The organism is Bradyrhizobium hipponense (genome assembly GCF_008123965.1).
In the GTDB taxonomy this organism is placed as follows: Bacteria; Pseudomonadota; Alphaproteobacteria; order Rhizobiales; family Xanthobacteraceae; genus Bradyrhizobium; species Bradyrhizobium hipponense.
This window is the reverse complement of sequence record NZ_VSTH01000260.1, coordinates 1-4,722: the sequence shown is the minus strand read 5'-3', so window position 1 is coordinate 4,722 and position 4,722 is coordinate 1. Positions and strand designations below refer to the sequence as shown.

Below are 4,722 nucleotides of genomic sequence, written 5' to 3'. Positions count from 1 at the left end.
ACCGTCGGTGCCGCCGTGTCGAGCGTGAAAACAACGGGCACGCTCGTGGTAATGTTGGCGCTAGGGTCCAGAGCGACGATACTGTGGTTGCCATCACCTGCCAGAGTGATGGCCGTACTCCAAACGCCGCCAGAGCCAACAGTAACCGTTCCAATTTGCGTGGTGACACCGTTATAAGTGTCGTACAGCGTCACCGTGGTGCCAACGAAAGCGGCATCAACAGTTCCGCTGATCGTCTGGCTTCCTTGGTTGGTCGGACCGCCTGCGTTGCTGATAATTACAGGTCCGAACGAGGTCACCATAACAGCTTGCGTGGTATCCAAAACGGGGACAGGCGTTTTCGTTGCGGACGCAGAACTTCCTGTGATTGAAGCGAGGTCCACAAAAATTGGAGCGATCGATCCCCCACCAGCTTGGCCCTTCACGTCGTCTGCAACGACGGTGGTCGGAGCCTCAGTGGGTGATGGTGGCGGGCTCCCAGCGAACTTCTGCAGCGACTTTGTATCGACATCTCCTCGCTTGCCGTCGCTAGGTGCCGGAGTGTCTGGGGCGATCTGTTTCCCGATATCGTAGGTCGTTAACACCTGCTGAAAGGCGTTGAATTCCTGCGCAACCTGGCCTGGGCTCTTACTGATGGCTTGGGTGATCACCTCGAAATTGGCAGTTGGCGTGATGGTCAGCGATGGACCGTCGCTGGTAACTATCCCGATGGGATCCCCCGCGGTACAAACGCCTTGAAGCAAGTTAGTTGGGACGCATTTGAAGACCTGTACGGAATGAACCTGACCGTCTTGCTGATCGGCAACGGAAAGCGAGACCTGCCCATCCACCGCATCGACGTTAAGAAGAACTGCTGTACCGCGAATTCCGATCACGGCAGTAGGCGTCGCTACCTGCATGTCACCCGTTTTGGCGACCTGGCCAGCGACAAAACTGGCCGCACCTTGGACAAGGGTGAACAGAGAATGGTTCGAGCCGCTCGTCAGACTGACTAAAGTACCGTTCGCATTACTCTGCCCTTCATACCCTAATTCGTTCAACATGAAGCGAGTATTTGCACTTAGGTTGAACGTTGAGCCGTCGATCAGAACTAGGCCGATGGTAGAGCCACTTCCAGTCTGCACGACGTCGTTCTGATAGACCACGTCCCCGTTATTCGCTTCGATAGTAACGCCATTGCGAACGATGCTGGCGCTTCCCGTTATGGTGGCGACATGGCCGATGACCTTTACAGGCGCCGCATTTCCTCCAGCTTGAGCAAAGGTTTGATAGCCTGTCAGCGCTTCGACGACTCTCGAGTCGAGTAGTGCGCCGTTTGCTGAAATGAGCGGTGAACGCTTCTCGCCGAGAAAGTAATTGTGGATCGAGACCCGATGGTTAGGATCAGAAATGATGAGATCAGTGCCCGAACGTGCATATTCGCCTGAGAATAAGAGATGCGCGTCCGGAATGATGAGTGAATCAGTTGGGCCAGGCTCAGGGAGACTAAAGGCCCCCCACGCGACCTCAGACGCAGCAACATCAAACTTTGGGTTTAATGGGGTATTCAAATTCGCGACCCCAAGAATAAAATTGCAAATTAATTACATTTAATGTTAATAACACCCGATCGACGAGCTGAAAAGCGTTTTTGCAAGCAAAGCTGGATTGGTTCGAAGTCTGTTTGATCGTTCGACGCGCAACAATGCGCCCGCGCGTTATATGGCGCGATAATACGTGTACGGCGGCGGGACGAGTCGATCTGAATAGTCCCGCATCAGCCGGACACACCGCCAGAGTCCAACTCGCATGGTGCAACCGAGAATCTTTCGTCGCATGGATCTGTTCGAGGTGCGCCGTCAACTAGTGCACGCGCGCAACCGGCATTCCAATAACGGCCTTATTGTAAGGCGCATCAACGGCCTGCTATGCCGCATTTATCACTTGGAGGAAGCGCTCGACCCTAGCCAAGGTGAGCGAATCCGCAAAGCTGTTCAAATTGCACTACGAGACACATCGAAGAGTTAGTTTGACCTAAGTCCCGGATCAAACGGGCAGACAGCAACAGCAAGTCCAGAGCATGGGCGCGAGGGCGTCACCGATGCGTTCTCCCACGATTGAGAATGCCGGCCTTTAGATCTGGATCCGATTTAGGCCATGCCAGCATTGATTTGCATATCGGACCGTAGGTGCATTCGCCCTCGCGGGGATCTCTGTGCATCCCATTGCGAACCAGTTGCGCATGGGGTCTCGATTGAAAGTTGTTAGCTCTTTTCTGCCGCGTTGAAGCCGGGCTGGCGGCTGCATGCTTGTTTGGCAACATTAGCCTCGACAGCCATCTGAAACGACGAGGCAGACAGCAGCTCCATGGCCGATTGTTCTTCGGTCAGGCGCCTCTCAACATACTGCCGCTCAATCTCGGTCAGCGTAGTTTGAAGCAGGCCCAAATACCGCTCAACGTTCTTCCGATAAGTGCGCAAACGGACAAGCTTCTCGTCGATCATCTTTTATCCCGACGGGTATGGGTGCAATACGCCTGAAAGTACCTCTTGAAGAAGCCGTTTTTAAATGAGTATATTTAAATGCGGTGTATTTAAAATGGCAGACAAATTCGGACGGGTCAAGAAGGGATATCTGTGATGAAATCGATCATGCTCGCAGTCCTAATTCTGTTCGCGATTTCAACCGTCGCGCCGCTCTAATCATCGGCAGCGTTGGCCCAGCAAATCCCATCCGCTAAAGCCAAAGTCGCTAAGAAGGGATGCAGGCCGGGCGGCAAGGTACACCTGCTACTGAGTGGCCTCACATTGGCACGGCTCGCGAGTCCACATGCGACGTGGGAGCACGGTTGTTGGGTAACGTATACAGCGGCCGCTGGGGCAAAAGCCGCTGGCGAGGAATCTTTGTTGGACATGACCTAATGATGAAGCGGCAAACCACGCTCTTCGGGACCCGGAAGCGCCGATTTGGTGCAGGCGCGGGCGATGGGAGCGCCACTTACAACGAAGGCCAATTTACGATTGGCTGTCGCATCGAGGTAAGGCCCTCAGCAGGGCCACGGTTGTGCGGCAAAACCGGAACGCTGATTGGTGCTGGATACCATCCCAAGAGTCTCCGCGTCATATTGGATGGTTCAAAATCACCAATAACCCTTCACGTTGTATACGTTGCAATTGTAAATGAGAGATTCTGATTGCTGCTGCGGCAGCCTGCGTGACGAGTTCATCGTCCAGCCGCGGCGGCGACAAATAAGTCTGGTTGATTTGATTCAGCAAAGTCTTCCCCACGTGCCTAGAGATGCCTGCGGCAATCTCCCTTCTTAGAGCGCAAATCACTCTGAAGCGAAGACCGCTGGCGCGGGGTAGAAAATGAAAGGCGCGCATTGCAGGCCCGGTCGGAGTTTGCCAGTGGCCGAGTTCTTCCATAACAACGCATACGCGAATGCTGGTCGTCAAAGATGCTTGGCAGCAAGAAGCCCGAGCAGAACTGTGCCCGAGACGGCGGATACTGCGACCATATTAATCAGGTTTTGCGGTGGCCACCGATAGCATCGATGCCGCGGAGCGCGGCAACGAGTTCGCTTTTGATTTCTTGCGTTCTGACCTTTGTGGCGTTGTTTTTGTAGGCATTGGATTCCCGAGATGGCGGGCCAGGCTGCCATGCGGCCTGGCCCTGACGCTTCCCTGTCGGGATTTGTCCCCGATCTGCAGCCACCGTTGCATGCTCGCGGACGAGAAAGCTTAAGGGGTCTGGTAAACCAAAGCGGACCGGAGCTGATGGTTTATGAATTCGCGACGTCTATCGAGCGGAAAGGAGAGCCAGGCCTTTGCAATATCGTTGACTAAATCAACCGAGACTTGCTCAAGGGCAGCGTGCAACCGTGCGCCGGTACCGCACGCCGACACGCCAACTCGTCTATCCGGCCAATCGCCGTGATCGCGGCCTGAGCGCACAAGAGGTTCTCTGGGGCCGACGTTCCCCCAAGGCCGGCCTATAGGTGTAATCCCACTCGCTTACAGCGCGTCATCGGCGGGGATTTGGCGCTGTGTATGTTTGATTTTGGCGGAACAACGCAGTGATCAGCATCACGGCGGCAATTGGGGGTAGACCGGACATCCGCGAAGTTAGACGAAACCGACGCGATTGACCCATAAGAGACATTGGGGCTGAGTTAGGATATTGCAGCCCGGCGATGTCGACCCTCCGAAGGAGGCAGGTTGCGACAGCTGATACTTGACGACATGGATCAAGCCACTGTCGTCCAACGGCGTGCACGTGATCGTGCGAAATCCATGGCAAAGCGAAACTTGTAACTTTCGTGAAGCCCAAACCAAACAGAACCGCGCCCGGAGGGCCGGTCATTCATCTTCGATCACGAAAACAGAAAGGTCCCAATCAGCAGGCCCGCAGCGAAAGCAAGAAGCCCCAAAGTGGAGGCTGAAACGATACGGACGAGGATGCGAACTTGCTCCTCGTACTCCTCTTCTGCGGTCTTGTGGGACTGAGCCGTCATTGCAACTGCCCTGCCATCGCCCAGATTGGGCGAATGTACACTCGAAATCATGGCCACCGCGAGGCAGTTTAGCCCCGCCGCGGTGCCCTGTACGTGATCTGGCGGGCATCTCTTCAGCGGGGAGGATCATTGAAGCCTCCCTTGAGGTCCGTTCAATGGGGGCTTGGCGGACTGAATTTGCTCACGTTGTGTTTTTCGCGTTTTGACCCGGGCCTCGAACGGGCCATTCG

The 4,722-nt window shown here is 55.1% G+C and carries 3 protein-coding genes; all 3 read right to left on the bottom strand.

The window, feature by feature from the left end:
- Positions 1-1,550, bottom strand: a 1,550-nt coding sequence (locus FXV83_RS41360; protein WP_148745760.1) for a FecR domain-containing protein, incomplete at its 3' end; no start/stop codon positions are given.
- Positions 1,551-2,243: 693 nt separating this feature from the next.
- Positions 2,244-2,483: a hypothetical protein gene (locus tag FXV83_RS41355; protein ID WP_148745759.1), complete on the bottom strand. Its 240-nt coding sequence runs from the start codon at positions 2,481-2,483 to the stop codon at positions 2,244-2,246.
- Between the two features lie 615 nt (positions 2,484-3,098).
- Positions 3,099-3,404, bottom strand: coding sequence for a hypothetical protein (locus FXV83_RS43470; protein WP_187436544.1), 306 nt, complete (start codon positions 3,402-3,404; stop codon positions 3,099-3,101).
- Positions 3,405-4,722 lie beyond the last annotated feature (1,318 nt).